Raw genomic sequence first — 14,169 nt, forward strand, 5'->3', positions numbered from 1 at the left:
GGGTTGGGGTGGGGGCTCTCTCCGCGAGTCGTATCGAGGAGAGAGCCCCCACCCGCATCGCATCTTCGATGCGATGCGACCTCCCCCGCAAGCGGGAGAGGTGCAGCCAGTCTGCCGCGAGCCCGAATTCAATCCGACTTCTTCTTGCTCTAGCGCGGCGCTAAGTTCACGCCGCCGGCTTCGCTGCCTGGTCCTCGCTCGCCAGCAGATGCAGCAGCGCGCTCTTGATCGCGGCCTGCCGGGTCGGCGCCGTGATCTGGGCGCCGAGCAGGTCGGTGACATAAAACACGTCGCGGGCGCGTTCGCCGAAGGTCGCGACATGCGCCGAGGCGATGTTGAGGTTGAGCTTCGAGATCGCGGTGGTGAGCTGGTAGAGCAGGCCGGGTCGGTCGAGCCCGGAGACCTCGATCACGGTGTAGCGGTCGGACCACTGGTTGTTGATGGTCACTTCGGGCTCGACGATGAACGGCCGCGCCTTGCTGCGCACCGCCCGCTTCGCCACCGCCTCGGGCAGCCGCAGCTTGCCTTCCAGCACATGCTCGATCATCTCGCCGATCCGCGTCGCGCGGCGGCCCTCGTCTTCGTCGCGGTCGTATTCGCGCGAGATCGAGATGGTGTCGAGCGCGCGGCCGTCGGTCGTGGTGTAGATCTGGGCGTCGACGATGTTGGCGCCGGCAGAGGCGCAGGCGCCGGCGATGATCGACAACAGCCAGGGATGGTCGGTCGCCAGGATCGTCAGCTCGGTGACGGCGCGGACTTCGTCGAAGCCGACATTGATCGCGAGCTTGTGGCCGGCCTGCTCGCTGGCGCGGATGAAGCGCGCCTGGCGGATCTTGCGCGGCAGCTCGACCTTGAGCCAGTAGGCCGGATAATGCCGGCCGATATAGGCGTTGAGCTCGGCCTCCGGCCATTCGGTGAAGGCGCGGCGGAATTCGGATTGCGCCACCGCGATGCGCTGGGCGCGGTTGACCTCGGAGAAGCCGCCGGTCAGCACCGGCTCGGTCTCGTAATACAGCGTTCGCAACAGCTGCGCCTTCCAGCCGTTCCACACGCCGGGGCCGACACCGCGGATGTCGGCCGTGGTCAGGATCGTCAGCAGCTTCATCTGCTCGACCGACTGCACCACGGCAGCGAAATTCTCGATGGTCTTGCGGTCGGACAGGTCACGCGATTGCGCCACCGTCGACATCGTCAAATGCTCCTCGATCAGCCACGCCACCAACTCGGTGTCGGCCGCCGAGAAGCCGAGCCGCGGGCACAGCCGCCGCGCCACCTTGGCGCCGGCGATCGAATGGTCTTCCGGCCGGCCCTTGGCGATGTCGTGCAGCAGGGTCGCGATGTAGATCACCGGGCGGTGCTCGGGGCGGATCTTGCGGAACAGGTCGCTGGCGACCGTGAACTCCTCGTTGCCGCCGCGCTCGATGTCCTGCAGGAAGCCGATGCAGCGGAGCAGATGCTCGTCCACCGTGTAGTGGTGGTACATGTTGAACTGCATCATCGACACGATCTTGCCGAAGGCGCGGATGAAGTGGCCGAGCACGCCGGTCTCGTTCATCCGCCGCAGCACGATCTCCGCGTTGTCGGAGGTCAGGATCTCCATGAACAGGCGGTTGGCTTCGTCGTTCTCGCGCAGCTGGGTGTTGATCAGCTTGAGCGAGCGCGTCACCGTGCGCATCGCATCGGGGTGGAAGGCGAGGTTGTTCTGCTGCGCGAGGCGGAAGATCCGGATCAGATTGACCGGATCGTGCTTGAACACGTCGGGTGCGGCGAGGTTGATGCGGTTGTTGTCGACGATGAAGTCGTCGCTGCCGTTAACCCGCCGCCGCTTGGTGCCGGGCCGCAGCCGCGCCACCATCCGGCTCAGCACCGGCGCCGGCTTGTTGTGCTCTTCCTCGAGCTTGGCGCACAGGATCGCGGTCAGGTCGCCGACGTCCTTCGCGATCAGGAAGTAGTGCTTCATGAAGCGCTCGACGTCCTGCATGCCGGGATGCGAGGTGTAGCCGAGGCGGACCGCGATCTCGCGCTGCATGTCGAACGACAGCCGTTCCTCGGCGCGTCCGGCGAAGAAGTGCAGATTGCAGCGCACCGACCACAGGAAGTCGGCGCAGCGGCGGAAGGTGCGGTATTCCTGCGCGTCGAATACGCCGCGTTCCAGCAGCTCGTCAGTCTCGCGCACGCGGTAGACGTATTTGGCGATCCAGAACAGCGTATGCAGGTCGCGCAAGCCGCCCTTGCCGTCCTTGACGTTCGGCTCGACCAGATAACGCGACTGGCCGGCGCGGCGATGCCGCTCCTCGCGCTCGGCGAGCTTGGCGGTGACGAATTCCGACGCGGTGCCCTGCACCACCTCCTTGTCGAAGCGCTCGACCAGCTCGTCATAAAGCGGTTGGTCCCCGGTCAGGAAGCGCGTCTCCAGGATCGCGGTGCGGATCGTCATGTCGCCGCGCGCCTGACGAATCGATTCATCGACCGAGCGCGTGGCGTGGCCGACCTTCAGCCCCATGTCCCAGAGGCAATAGAGAATGGCCTCGGCAACCTGTTCGCCCCAGGCGGTCTGCTTGTAGGGCAGGATGAACAACAGATCGATGTCGGACTCCGGCGCCATCAGCCCGCGGCCATAGCCGCCGGTCGCCACCACGGCCATGCGTTCGGCGCCCGATGGGATCGGCGAGTGGTAGAGATGCCGGGTCGCCGCCGCGTAGAGGATGCGGATGATCTCGTCCTGCACGAAGCAGAGCCGTTCGGCGCAGCGGCGGCCGTGACGGTCCTTCAGCAGCAGCGCCTGCGCCGTGGCGCGTGCCGCGATCAGCTCGGCCTTGAGCAGCTGCGCCATCGCGGCGCGGAACTGGTCCTCGCGGCCGGCGTGCTGTTCGGCAAGTGCATTGACCGCCGCGGTGATCCGAACGGTCTCGAAACGATCATCCGCTTCAGGGCGGGTCTCGGCTACGACGCTGTCCATAGGTTCATCCGATATCGGACAGAGCTGTTGCTGTCACTGACCAAAGTATAAGGGCAGCGGCTCCATGCTCTCTCCACGACACTTTAAGCAAGATCGTTCTCGCGCCATCCCGTAAAGGGTAGAGATTTTCTCGTTGACCGCAAGGCTAACTCATTGAAATAAAAGATTGTTTCATAATCTGATCGAGGGGTCGACGAATGCAAAAATTTTCCCGGCGCACGTTCGCGGCGCTGCTCGCGGTCTCGATCTTGCTGCCTGGCGCGGCGCGTGCCGCCGACGCGCTGAAGGAGATCCGGATCGACTGGGCGACCTACAATCCTGTGTCGATGGTCCTGAAGCAGAAGGGCCTCCTGGAGAAGGAGTTCGCCAAGGACGGCATCAACATCGTCTGGGTGCAGTCGGCCGGCTCCAACAGGGCGCTCGAATTCCTCAACGCCGGTTCGATCGATCTCGGCTCGACCGCGGGCTCGGCCGCGCTGGTCGCGAAGATCAACGGCAACCCGATCAAGTCGATCTATGTCTATTCGCGCCCCGAATGGACCGCACTGGTCACGACCAAGGACTCCAAGTTCGCGACGGTCGCCGATCTCAAGGGCAAGCGCGTCGCGGTGACGCGTGGCACCGATCCGCACATCTTCCTGGTTCGTGCGCTGCTCGGCGCCGGCCTCACTGAAAAGGACATCACGCCGGTGCTGTTGCAGCACGCCGACGGCAAGACCGCGCTGATCCGCGGCGACGTCGACGCCTGGGCCGGCCTCGATCCGATGATGGCGCAGGCGGAGGTCGAGGACGGCGCAAAACTGTTCTACCGCAAGGCGGAAGCCAATACCTGGGGCATCCTCAATGTCCGCGAGGAGTTCCTGAAGGCGAATCCGGATATCGTCCGCCGCGTGCTCGCGACTTACGAGGAAGCGCGGAAATATTCGCTGGCCAACTATGACGAGCTGAAGAAGACGTTCATCGCGGTGACCAAGCTGCCGGATGCCGTGGTCGACAAGCAGCTCAAGGAGCGCACCGAGCTGACCCACAGCCGGATTGGCGCCCCGCAGCGCGAATCGATCCTCGCCGCCGGCCTCGCCTTGCAGCAGGCGGGCGTGATCGACGCCAAGACCGATGTGAAGGCCGCGCTGGATTCCTTGATCGACGATCAGGTCCCGCTGCCGACCAACTAACCACCGCCGTCAAACTAACCACCGTCGTCCCGGCGAAAGCCGGGACGACGTGGATGGAGTTGGGCGGGCGCCACCTTGCAATCCCGCCGGAAGAATAGTTCTTGCTATGGCCATGACCGTTGACCTGCCCGCGCTGGAACAGACGGCCCCGCCCAGTGCGCCGGCGCGGTGGTCGCGCCATGCGCGCCCGGTGCTCGGGCTCGTGCTGCCGGTCGCGCTCGCGCTGGGCTGGGAACTCGTCGTCTTTCTCGGCTATTCCAACGGCCGCCTGGTGCCGCCGCCGTCGAAAGTGTTCGAAACCATCGTGGAGCTCGCCAGGAGCGGCGAGCTGTCGCGCCATATCCTCGCGACGCTGTGGCGCGTCGGCGCGGGCTTTGCGCTCGGCGTTGTCGCCGGCACCATCATGGGTGCGATCTCCGGCTACTGGGATTTCGCCAAGCGGCTGCTTGACCCGACGGTGCAGGCCTTGCGCGCGATCCCCTCGCTCGCCTGGGTCCCGTTGTTCGTGCTCTGGCTCGGCATTTTCGAGACCTCGAAGGTCGCGCTGATCGCGGTCGGCGTGTTCTTTCCGATCTATCTCGGCGTGATGGGCGCCATCCTCTCGGTCGATCGCAAGGTGGTCGAGGTCGGGCGCGTGTTCCGCCTGTCCGGACCCGCCATGATCCGCCGCATCCTGTTGCCCGCCGTGCTGCCGGCCTATGTGGTGGCGCTGCGGGTCGGGCTTGGTTTGGGGTGGATGTTCGTGGTCGCGGCCGAACTGATCGGCGCCTCCGAAGGCCTCGGCTACCTTCTGCTCGACGGCCAACAGCTCGGCAAGCCGGCGCAGATCCTCGCCGCGATCGTGATCTTCGCGATCCTCGGCAAGACCACCGACTGGCTGATCGAGGTCGCGGCCGCGCCGCTGCTGCGCTGGCAGGACGCGTTCGGCGCGCGGGGAGGGCAGTGATGCTGGCGCTGAGGGAAGTCGGCAAGACCTATCCGAACGGCGTCCACGCGCTGGAGCGCTTCTCGGCGGAGATTGCGCCCGGCGAGATCATCGCGATCATCGGCGGCTCCGGTTGCGGCAAGTCGACGCTGCTGCGCGCCATCGCCGGCCTCGATCGTGCCAGCACGGGCAGCGTGACGCTCGACAATGCGGTGATCACCTCGCCGCACGCCAAGATCGGGATCATCTTCCAGGAGCCGCGGCTGCTGCCCTGGCTGAGCGTCGCCGACAATATCGGCTTCGGCCTCGCCGACCTTCCGGCCGAGGCGAGGCGCGCGCGCGTCGCGGCGGCGCTCGCCCGCGTCGGCCTTGCCGACAAGGCCGCGGCCTGGCCGCGCGAACTGTCGGGCGGCCAGGCGCAGCGGGTCGCGATCGCCCGCGCGCTGGTGCCGCAGCCCGAAGTGCTGCTGCTCGACGAGCCGTTCTCGGCGCTCGATGCCTTCACGCGGCGCGATCTGCAGGATCATCTGCTCGATCTGTGGGCCGACACGCGGCCGACCCTGATCCTGGTCACCCACGACGTCGACGAGGCCGTGGTGCTGGCCGACCGCGTGCTGGTGATGCGGCCGCGGCCGGGCCGGCTGTTCGAGGAGATCACCATCAACCTGGCGCGGCCGCGCGACCGCAAATCGGAGCTGTTCGACACCTTCAAGCGCCGCGTGCTGACCGCGCTCGACCGCTCGCTCGACCGTTCGGTGCGGGACGTCACGGACAAATCGAGCGCCGGCGAGGCGATGTGGTGGTGACATCTGCTCGTTAAGGCCTTACATCGGCATAAAGAAGAATAGCCGGGAGCAGACCCATGGACTCCGCCGAACTCCGCGCAATGCAGGCTCCGATCAAGGAGCGCTACAAGACCGACCCCCAGGCCGCCGTGATCACGCTGAAGGCCAAGGGCTCGATCGACAATGAGAGCATCGCCTGCAAGGTCGAGACCGGCCGTGCGCTCGCGATCGCCGGCCTCCACCCCGCTACCGGCGGCTCCGGGCTCGAGCTTTGCTCCGGCGACATGCTGCTGGAAGCGCTGGTCGCCTGTGCCGGCGTCACGCTGAAATCGGTTGCGACCGCCGTCGAGTTGCCGCTCAAGGTCGGCAACGTCTTCGCCGAAGGCGATCTCGATTTCCGCGGCACGCTCGGCGTCGACAAGGAGACCCCGGTCGGTTTCCGCGAGATCCGCCTGCGCTTCGAGATCGGCACCGACGCGCCGCAGGACAAGCTCGACCTCTTGCTGAAACTCACCGAGCGCTATTGCGTGGTCTATCAGACCATCAAGAATGGCCCGAAGGTGTCGGTGACGATGCAGCGGGTTTAGCGCGTCGCCCCGGCCTAGTGCGCAATTGCGCACGGGAGCCGGGGCCCATACGCCGTGTCCCATCGGTTCAAGCCGCGCTGTCCGACGGCTTTCGTTCCACACGAACAGTCGTGGTTATGGATCCCGGCCTTCGCCGGGACGACGGAACAAATGTCCCCCGAACTCCACTTCGTCCTGATCCTCGTGCTGCGCATGGCGGTTGCGGCCGCATTCGTGGTCAGCGCGTCCATCATCACGGAGCGTTCGGGACCCGTGATCGGCGCGCTGATCGCAACCCTGCCGATCTCGGCCGGGCCGTCCTACACCTTCCTCGCGCTCGACCATGACGCCGCCTTCATCGCCGAGGGCGCGCTGGCGAGCCTGCCGGTCAACGCCGCCACGATCTATATGGGCCTGACCTACGCCGTGCTCGCGCAGCGCTTCAGCATGTGGATCAGCGCGGGCAGCGCGATCGCGGTGTGGCTGGTGCTCGCCACCATCATCCGCCAGTTCGAGTGGTCGCTCGCCGCCGGGCTGATCGTCAATGCCATCACCTTTGCGATCTGCATCCCGCTGCTCCGGCCCTATCGGCACGTCGCGAAAATGCCGCTGATCGCGCGGCGCTGGTACGACATTCCGCTGCGCGCCGCGCTGGTCGCAAGCCTGGTCGGCACCGTGGTCACGGCGTCAGGCTGGGTCGGCCCGCGCGTCACCGGCGTGATGGCGCTGTTTCCGATTGTATTCTCCTCGATGATGCTGATCCTGCACCCGCGCATCGGCGGCCCCGCAACCGCCGCCGTGCTCGCCAACAGCGCCTGGGGCCTGATGGGCTTTGGCCTCGGGGTTGCGGTGCTGCACGTCGCGGTGCTGCAATTCGGCTCGCCAATCGGCCTCTGCTGCGCGCTCCTCACCTGCATCATCTGGAATCTGGTGCTGTGGCAGCTCGGGCGGAGGAAGCGGCTGGCGCGGAAAGCGTAGGATGGGTAGAGCGCAGCGAAACCCATCATGCTTCGCCATACAACGATTGATGGGTTTCGCTTCGCTCTACCCATCCTACGGCAGCGTGTATCCCTTCGGTACTGCGTAGCCCGGATGGAGTGCAGCGCAATCCGGGGCGGTCGTGCGACGGAGAGCGCGTTCCCGGATTTTCGCTTCGCTGCATCCGGGCTACGGGGCTACTGCTTCGGCAGCTTCGCCCTTAGCGTATACAGCGCGTCCAGCGCCTCGCGCGGCGACATCTCGTCGGGATGCAGCGCCTTCACCGCCTCGACCAGCAGATCCGCTTCGCTCGGCGGCTTGTCCTCACTGGCGGCGCGGGAGGGGACGGCGAACAGCGGCAGATCGTCGACCAAAGCGCGCGCGGTCTGGCCGCGGTCCTGGGCTTCAAGCTTTGCCAGCACCGATTTGGCGCGCGTGATCACCGCCGGCGGCAAGCCGGCGAGTTTTGCGACCTGGATGCCGTAGGAGCGGTCGGCGGACCCGGGCAGCACCTCGTGCAGGAACACGACGTCGCCCTGCCACTCCTTGACCCGAACCGTGGCGTTGAACATCCGCGGCAGCTTGGCCGAGAGCGCCGTCAGCTCGTGATAGTGGGTGGCAAAGAGCGTGCGGCAGCGGTTGCTCTCATGCAGATGCTCGATCGCGGCCCAGGCGATCGACAACCCGTCGAACGTCGCCGTGCCGCGGCCGATCTCGTCGAGGATCACGAGCGACCGCTCGCTCGCCTGGTTCAGGATCACCGCGGTCTCAACCATCTCGACCATGAAGGTCGAGCGCCCCCGCGCCAGGTCGTCGGCGGCGCCGACGCGCGAGAACAGCCGGTCGACGATGCCGAGCCGTGCCCGCGACGCCGGCACATAAGAGCCGATCTGCGCCAAGAGCGCGATCAGCGCATTCTGGCGCAGGAAGGTCGACTTACCCGCCATGTTCGGACCGGTGATCAGCCAGAGCTGGCCGGATTTTTGTGCGGGCGCCGGCGACAGGTCGCAGGCATTGGCAATGAACGGCTGGCCGTCGCGCTTCAGTGCCTGCTCGACCACCGGATGCCGTCCGCCCTCGATCGCAAAGCCGAGCGAGCCGTCGACGTCGGGCCGCACGTAATTGTCGTCGATCGCAAGTTTGGCCAATGACGTCGCGACGTCGAGCATCGCAAAGGCATGCGCGGCGTTGCGCAGATCATCGCTCGCCGCGAGCGCCATCGCGCTCAAGCGTTCGAAGATCTCGAGTTCGAGATTGAGCGCGCGCTCGCCGGCATTGGCGATCTTGGCCTCGGTCTCGCCGAGCTCTGCGGTGGTGAAGCGGACCTGCCCCGCCAGCGTCTGGCGGTGGATGAAGGTCGCATTCAGCGGCGGCGCGAACAGCTTGTCGCCGTGCTGCGTGGTGACCTCGACGAAGTAGCCCAGCACATTGTTGTGCCGGATCTTCAGCGTCTTGATGCCGGTGTCCTCGGCGTAGCGCGCCTGCATCGCGGCGACGACGAGGCGCGAGGCGTCGCGCAAATTGCGGCTCTCGTCGAGCGCGGCCTCATAGCCCTCGCGGACGAAACCGCCATCGCGCTTGATCAGCGGCAGCTGCTCGGAGAGCGCGCGGGAAAATTCCTGCGCCAGATCCCGCGAGGGACGCCGCAAGGCCGCCATCACGGTGGAGACCTCGGCCGGCGGATTGGACAGCTGCGCCAGCAGCTCCAGAGCCTGGTCGGCGGCAAGGATGCCGTCGCGCAGGCTCGCAAGGTCGCGCGGGCCGCCGCGGCCAACCGAGAGCCGCGCCAGCGCGCGCGACATGTCGGGCGCCGCGCGGAGCACGGTCCTGACGTCCTCGCGCGCCGCGGCATCCGCGACGAAGGCGGAGACGGCATCGAGCCGCCGCGCGATCACGGCGACATCGGTCAGCGGCGCGGCAAGGCGCTGCGCCAAGAGGCGCGAGCCCGCCGCGGTGACGGTGCAGTCGATCGCATCGAGCAGCGAGCCACGGCGTTCGCCGGCCAGCGTGCGCGTCAGTTCGAGATTGGCGCGGGTCGCCGGATCGATCGCCATCGTGGTGCCGGCGGCCTCGCGTGCCGGCGGCGACAGCGGCGGGCGCTTGCCGACCTGGGTGCGGTCGATATAGGTGACGGCCGCGGCGGCGGCGGTCGCTTCCAGCCGCGACATCGCCGACAGGCCGTCCATGGTCGCGACCGCGAAATAGTCGCACAGCCGCCGCTCGGCGGTGGCGCTGTCGAACACGTCGCGGGTCAGCGGCGTCACCGACGGCAGCTCGCGCAAGGTCGGCGCCAGCTCGCTGTCGCTGTAGAGCGCATCGGTGACGATGGCCTCGTTCGGATTGATGCGCGCCAGCGTTGCCGCGAGCTCCGCGGTCGAACACTCCGTCACCATGAATTCGGAGGTCGAGATGTCGATCCAGGCAAGCCCGAGCCGGTCGGCGCCGGCCGAGCCGCGGGCGCGCGCGATCGCGATCAGGTAATTGTTGGTGCGGGCGTCGAGCAGCGTGTCTTCGGTCAGCGTGCCCGGCGTCACCAGCCGCACCACGCCGCGGCGGACCACGCTCTTGTTGCCGCGGGCTTTGGCCTCCGCGGGATTTTCCGTCTGCTCGCACACCGCGACACGATGCCCGGCGCCGATCAGGCGATGCAGGTAATCCTCGGAGCGCTCGACCGGCACGCCGCACATCGGGATGTCCATGCCCTGATGCTTGCCGCGCTTGGTCAGCACGATGCCGAGCGTCCTGGAGGCGATCTCGGCATCCTCGAAGAACAATTCGTAGAAATCGCCCATCCGGTAGAACAGCAGCAGGCCGGGATGGGCGGCCTTGATCTCCAGATACTGTTCCATCATCGGCGTGACGCGCGACGGCGCCTCGGCGGCAGTGGCTTCGGGCGGAACGGGGATGGGCTGCTGAATGGTCATGAGGGCCGGGAAACTACAAAATTTCGGCGCGCGGTCCTATCCGCGACGTCGGGGTTTTCCACCCTCTCCACGGCCCGAAATATGACGAGGCATCACGGTAATGCGCTGAGGCTACGCAGCCACGTCAATTGACCTGTCGCGGGCACGCTCCTAAAACCGATCCCAAGTTCCAGCCGATCCAGCGCCTAAGTCGCGGCATTCAGGGAGAGATTCAATGCGTGATGTGTTCATTTGCGATGCCGTCCGGACCCCGATCGGCCGTTTCGGCGGCTCGCTCGCCAAGGTGCGCGCCGACGATCTCGCGGCGGCCCCGATCAAGGCGCTGATGGCCAAGCACCCGACGCTCAATTGGAACGAGGTCGACGAGGTCTATTTCGGCTGCGCCAACCAGGCCGGCGAAGACAACCGCAACGTCGCGCGCATGGCGCTGTTGCTCGCCGGCATGCCGGAATCGGTTCCCGGCCAGACCCTGAACCGGCTGTGCGCCTCGGGCCTCGACGCGGTCGGCGCCGCGGGCCGCGCCATCCGCGCCGGCGAGATCGATTTCGCGATCGCGGGCGGCGTCGAATCGATGACGCGCGCGCCGTTCGTGATGGGCAAGGCCGCGGAAGCCTTCTCGCGCTCGTCCGAGATCTACGACACCACGATCGGCTGGCGCTTCATCAATCCGCTGATGAAGGCGCAGTACGGCGTCGATGCGATGCCGGAGACCGGCGAAAACGTCGCCGAGGAATTCCAGGTGTCGCGCGCCGATCAGGATGCAATGGCGATCCGCTCGCAGCAGCGCGCGGGCGCGGCGATCGCGTCGGGCTATTTCGCCGAGGAGATCGTGCCGATCCAGGTCCCGGGTGGCAAGGCCGGCCCGATCACCGTCGACAAGGACGAACATCCGCGTCCGGAGACCACGCTGGAAGGTCTCGCCAAGCTGAAGCCGATCGTGCGCAATCCGGGCACGGTGACCGCGGGCAATGCGTCCGGCGTCAATGACGGCGCCGCCGCGATGATCCTCGCTTCCGAGGCCGCGGTGAAGAAGCACGGCCTGACGCCGCGCGCAAAAATCCTCGGCCTCGCGTCGGCCGCGGTGCCGCCCCGCATCATGGGCATCGGTCCGGTGCCGGCGACCAAGAAGCTGGTCGAGCGTCTCGGCATCAAGGTGTCGGACTTCGACCTGATCGAGCTCAACGAGGCCTTCGCCTCGCAGGGCATCGCCTGCCTGCGCCAGCTCGGCGTCAAGGAAGACGCCGATTTCGTCAATCCGCATGGCGGCGCGATCGCGCTCGGCCACCCGCTCGGCATGAGCGGCGCGCGGCTGGTCTTGACCGCCGTCCACGGCATGGAGAAGCGGGGCGGGAAGCTTGCCTTGGCAACTATGTGCGTCGGGGTCGGTCAGGGCGTTGCGGTCGCGATCGAAAAGCTGAATTAAGTCAATGACTTGGAAGGGTTGAAAACAGCCCTTCCCCAATTTGGTTATGCATTATAATGATCTGACGTGAGCTCACCGGGCGCGTGGGCCGCGGAGGAATTCGCCATGACCTTGTTGTACCCGCTGCAATCGCTTGCGGCCCATCCGGCGCGGCTGTCGCCGGACTATCGCTCCACCGTGAAGCGTTCGCCGCAGAAGCCGCTGATCCCGATGCGGCACACGCTCTCGGAACTGACCGGGCCGGTCTATGGTCATGAGACCGTGCGCGAGCACGACAACGACCTCACCATCCAGGCCAAGGGCGAGCCGCTCGGCGAGCGCATCATCGTGCACGGCTACGTGCTCGACGAGGACGGCCGCGGCGTGCCCAACACCTTGGTCGAACTGTGGCAGGCCAACGCCTGCGGCCGCTACATTCATGTCGTCGACCAGCACCCGGCACCGCTCGATCCGAATTTTACCGGCGCCGGCCGGACGCAATCCGACGCCAAGGGCTACTACAAGTTCATCACCATCAAGCCCGGCGCTTATCCCTGGGGCAATCATCACAATGCCTGGCGGCCCGCGCATATCCACTTCTCGGTGTTCGGGCACGCCTTCGTCTCGCGGCTCGTCACGCAGATGTATTTCCCCGGCGACCCGCTGTTTCCGTTCGACCCGATCTTCAACTCGGTGACCGATGAGAAGGCGCGGGCGCGGATGATCTCCTCGTTCGATCTCGACAATACCAAGCCGGAATGGGCGCTGTGCTATCGCTTCGATATCGTGCTGCGCGGGCAGAGTGCCACGCCGATGGAGACCAAGTAACGTGTCGAATCCGCGTCCTGATGGAATCACCCCCTCGCAGACCGTCGGCCCCTATTTCAAGTATGGCCTGACGCCGAACGGCGAATACGAATGGAACGACGCCTTTACCGGCAACCTGCTGACATCAGATGTGTCCGGCGAGCGCATCCGCGTCGAGGGCAAGGTCTATGACGGCGACGGCGCCGTGATCCCGGATTGCATGCTGGAGATCTGGCAGGCCGACGCGCAGGGCCGCTTCTCGGATCCGCAGGATGCGCGCGCGCTGCCGAATTCGAGCTTCAAGGGCTTTGGCCGTTGCGGCACCGACAAGAACGGCGCCTACGCCTTCGACACCATCAAGCCGGGCTCAGTGCCGGATGCCGACGGCAAGCCGCAGGCGCCGCACATCGGGCTTGCGGTGTTCGCGCGCGGCATGCTGCTGCATCTCTACACCCGGATCTATTTCGAGGACGAAGCCGGCAACGCCGCCGATTCCACGCTGGCGCTGGTGCCGGCCGATCGCCGCGCGACCTTGATCGCGAGGCGCAAGGCCGGCGCGGGCAGCGTCTACACCTTCGACGTCCATCTGCAGGGCGACAACGAGACGGTATTCTTCGACGTCTAGCGAAATCCGGTGTCTCCGTGCGCGGCGACCACGCGATGCGTGGTCGCCTTCCGGGCCGATCTCAGGTCATGACGCCAGGCTTGAACACGGCGAGCGGCGCGGGATCGCGGCTCGGCGGCGGGGGGACCTTGCCGTCGACATCGGTGAAGCCGTATTCGGCCGCCAGCTCCGAGGCGAGCAGGATCTGGCCGCTCTTGGCCATCACGTCGGGATCGCTGGCGAGTGCCGCCACCGCGCGCCCGGCGAACACCGGCGTCTCGCCGCGCTCTGCGATCAGCTTGGTGAGGGCCGGCGGGACGCGATCGGGCTGCGCCGCAAGCTTCTCGCTCTTGATGTAGCCGGGCCAGATCGAGGCGGCGGCAATGCCGAACGGCTGCAACTCATGCGCCATGTCGCGCGCCATCCGGTCGACGCCTGATTTCTGCACGCCGAACGGAACGTTGAACGTGTACCTGACGCCGCCGCCCGACGAGGTATTGACGATCAGGCCGCGCGCTTGCGGCAGCATCAGCGGGACGGCGAACTGGCTTGCGATGAAATGCGAGCGCAGGCCGACGCGATGCATGGTGTCCCACAGCGAGGCCGGCACCTGCCAGAACGGGACATTCACCGGCATCACATTCGGCGCCGCGAACACATTGTTGACCAGCACGTCGAGCCGGCCGTGGTCGCGCCGGATCAGATCGAAGATCTCCTTCACCGAATCATCGTCGGAATGATCGCATAGCAGGCCGATGCCGCAGCCGCCGGCCTCGTCGATCGCGGCGATGGTCTCGTCGAGCGAACCCGGCCATTCCGATCCGCCGCTGTTGCGCGTCCGCGCCGTCACGATCACGGTCGCACCGGCCTCGGCGAGGCCGATCGCCACGCCCTTGCCGACCCCGCGGCTTCCTCCAGTCACCAGCGCGATGCGATCCTTGAGGCGTCCCTTGGTCATGCGATCCCCAATTTGGCTTCTTTGGAAGATAACTTGACAATAATCTTCCTCGGAAGATATTAGGCCCATAACGGCAAAGGCGTCAATCA

Annotated in this window: 11 protein-coding genes; 8 read left to right on the top strand and 3 right to left on the bottom strand. The window is 66.4% G+C overall.

The window, feature by feature from the left end:
* Window positions 1–166: 166 nt before the first annotated feature.
* Window positions 167–2,959: a [protein-PII] uridylyltransferase gene (locus AC1VNY_RS37455; protein WP_482408928.1), complete on the bottom strand. Its 2,793-nt coding sequence runs from the start codon at window positions 2,957–2,959 to the stop codon at window positions 167–169.
* Between the two features lie 197 nt (window positions 2,960–3,156).
* Between AC1VNY_RS37455 and AC1VNY_RS37460 the strand changes: the two genes are divergently transcribed.
* The 5 genes from AC1VNY_RS37460 (at window position 3,157) to AC1VNY_RS37480 (ending at window position 7,385) form a co-directional block, all read left to right on the top strand.
* Window positions 3,157–4,131: an aliphatic sulfonate ABC transporter substrate-binding protein gene (locus AC1VNY_RS37460; RefSeq protein WP_482408929.1), complete on the top strand. Its 975-nt coding sequence runs from the start codon at window positions 3,157–3,159 to the stop codon at window positions 4,129–4,131.
* Window positions 4,132–4,243: 112 nt separating this feature from the next.
* Complete coding sequence (locus tag AC1VNY_RS37465) at window positions 4,244–5,077, top strand: ABC transporter permease (protein WP_482408951.1); 834 nt, start codon at window positions 4,244–4,246, stop codon at window positions 5,075–5,077.
* Window positions 5,077–5,862: an ABC transporter ATP-binding protein gene (locus AC1VNY_RS37470; RefSeq protein ID WP_482408930.1), complete on the top strand. Its 786-nt coding sequence runs from the start codon at window positions 5,077–5,079 to the stop codon at window positions 5,860–5,862. Before AC1VNY_RS37465 ends, AC1VNY_RS37470 begins: the two co-directional genes overlap by 1 nt.
* 56 nt (window positions 5,863–5,918) lie before the next feature.
* Window positions 5,919–6,428, top strand: coding sequence for an OsmC family protein (locus tag AC1VNY_RS37475; protein ID WP_482408931.1), 510 nt, complete (start codon window positions 5,919–5,921; stop codon window positions 6,426–6,428).
* A 150-nt stretch (window positions 6,429–6,578) separates the two neighbouring features.
* Entirely contained in the window at window positions 6,579–7,385 is an 807-nt protein-coding gene (locus tag AC1VNY_RS37480; RefSeq protein WP_482408932.1) for a hypothetical protein, read from the top strand.
* Window positions 7,386–7,582: 197 nt separating this feature from the next.
* Here AC1VNY_RS37480 and mutS read toward each other — a convergent pair whose 3' ends face one another.
* A complete protein-coding gene (mutS, locus tag AC1VNY_RS37485) occupies window positions 7,583–10,309 on the bottom strand; it encodes a DNA mismatch repair protein MutS (RefSeq protein ID WP_482408933.1) in 2,727 nt (908 codons plus the stop codon).
* 214 nt (window positions 10,310–10,523) lie between these two features.
* Between mutS and pcaF the strand changes: the two genes are divergently transcribed.
* From pcaF to pcaG, 3 genes are all read left to right on the top strand, one after another.
* Complete coding sequence (pcaF, locus tag AC1VNY_RS37490; RefSeq protein ID WP_028337987.1) at window positions 10,524–11,732, top strand: 3-oxoadipyl-CoA thiolase; 1,209 nt, start codon at window positions 10,524–10,526, stop codon at window positions 11,730–11,732.
* A gap of 105 nt (window positions 11,733–11,837) precedes the next feature.
* Complete coding sequence (gene pcaH, locus AC1VNY_RS37495) at window positions 11,838–12,539, top strand: protocatechuate 3,4-dioxygenase subunit beta (RefSeq protein WP_482408934.1); 702 nt, start codon at window positions 11,838–11,840, stop codon at window positions 12,537–12,539.
* Between the two features lies 1 nt (window position 12,540).
* Window positions 12,541–13,143, top strand: a complete 603-nt coding sequence (gene pcaG, locus AC1VNY_RS37500; RefSeq protein WP_482408935.1) for a protocatechuate 3,4-dioxygenase subunit alpha — start codon at window positions 12,541–12,543, stop codon at window positions 13,141–13,143.
* Between the two features lie 61 nt (window positions 13,144–13,204).
* Here the strand turns inward: pcaG and AC1VNY_RS37505 are convergent, their stop codons facing one another.
* Window positions 13,205–14,080, bottom strand: coding sequence for an SDR family NAD(P)-dependent oxidoreductase (locus AC1VNY_RS37505; RefSeq protein ID WP_482408936.1), 876 nt, complete (start codon window positions 14,078–14,080; stop codon window positions 13,205–13,207).
* Window positions 14,081–14,169: the final 89 nt, after the last annotated feature.

It is taken from the genome of Bradyrhizobium ferriligni, from assembly GCF_056837965.1.

Excerpts from the sequence above, each read along its gene's own strand:
- pcaH (WP_482408934.1), top strand. The coding sequence starts at position 11,838 with ATGACCTTGTTGTACCCGCTGCAATCGCTTGCGGCCCATCCGGCGCGG.
- pcaF (WP_028337987.1), top strand. The coding sequence starts at position 10,524 with ATGCGTGATGTGTTCATTTGCGATGCCGTCCGGACCCCGATCGGCCGT.
- AC1VNY_RS37465 (WP_482408951.1), top strand. The coding sequence starts at position 4,244 with ATGACCGTTGACCTGCCCGCGCTGGAACAGACGGCCCCGCCCAGTGCG.
- AC1VNY_RS37505 (WP_482408936.1), bottom strand. The coding sequence starts at position 14,080 with ATGACCAAGGGACGCCTCAAGGATCGCATCGCGCTGGTGACTGGAGGA.
- AC1VNY_RS37470 (WP_482408930.1), top strand. The coding sequence starts at position 5,077 with ATGCTGGCGCTGAGGGAAGTCGGCAAGACCTATCCGAACGGCGTCCAC.
- AC1VNY_RS37475 (WP_482408931.1), top strand. The coding sequence starts at position 5,919 with ATGGACTCCGCCGAACTCCGCGCAATGCAGGCTCCGATCAAGGAGCGC.
- mutS (WP_482408933.1), bottom strand. The coding sequence starts at position 10,309 with ATGACCATTCAGCAGCCCATCCCCGTTCCGCCCGAAGCCACTGCCGCC.
- AC1VNY_RS37455 (WP_482408928.1), bottom strand. The coding sequence starts at position 2,959 with ATGGACAGCGTCGTAGCCGAGACCCGCCCTGAAGCGGATGATCGTTTC.
- AC1VNY_RS37480 (WP_482408932.1), top strand. The coding sequence starts at position 6,579 with ATGTCCCCCGAACTCCACTTCGTCCTGATCCTCGTGCTGCGCATGGCG.
- AC1VNY_RS37460 (WP_482408929.1), top strand. The coding sequence starts at position 3,157 with ATGCAAAAATTTTCCCGGCGCACGTTCGCGGCGCTGCTCGCGGTCTCG.